General features: G+C 74.7%; 1 protein-coding gene. It reads right to left on the bottom strand.

Features of this window, described 5'->3' with window-relative positions; genetic code table 11:
* On the bottom strand, positions 1–659 hold a 659-nt coding region (locus C1I99_RS31690; RefSeq protein WP_267897540.1), incomplete at both ends, for a proton-conducting transporter transmembrane domain-containing protein.

Below are 659 nucleotides of genomic sequence, written 5' to 3'. Positions count from 1 at the left end.
CGGCCGGCGGCCAGCGCCAGCGCGCCCAGCGGGGCGAGGATGTAGCCGGCCTGGGCCACCGAGGACCAGGCGAGCAGCCGGACGGTACGTCGCTGCCGCAGCGCGACCAGGTTGCCGACGGTCATGGTGAGCACCGCGAGCAGGGCGAGCACCGGACCGGTCACCTCGGCCGGTAGCGCGTGCCGCACCACGGCGAGCAGGGCGACGACCCCGCCCAGCTTGGAGGCGGTGGAGAGGTACGCCGCCACCGGCAGCGGCGCGCCGTCGTAAGTGGCCGGCGCCCAGGCGTGGAACGGCACCGCCGCCACCTTGAACGCCAGCCCCAGCACCACCAGGGCGACGGCCACGGTGGTCAGCGGCAGGTCGAGCAGCTCCGGCCGGTCGGCGAAGAGCGCGCCGAGCCGCTCCAGGTGCAGCCCGCCCGTGGCCGCGTAGAGCAGCGCCGCCCCGAGCAGGGTCAGGGTGGTGGCGACCACGCTGACCACGAAGAAAGTGACCGCCGCCTCGGCGCTGGCCAGGCTGCCCCGGCGCAGGCCCACCAGCACGTAGAGCGGCAGGGTGAGCGTCTCCAGCGCCACGATCAGGGTGATCAGATCGCCTGCCGCGCCGAGCACCACACCGCCGGTCATCGAGCAGGCGAGCAGGAAGCAGTACTCCCC

Source organism: Micromonospora deserti (assembly GCF_003236335.1).
Lineage (GTDB): Bacteria > Actinomycetota > Actinomycetes > Mycobacteriales > Micromonosporaceae > Micromonospora > Micromonospora deserti.
The sequence above is the reverse complement of the archived record's forward strand: the minus strand, read 5'-3'. Positions and strand labels throughout refer to the sequence as shown.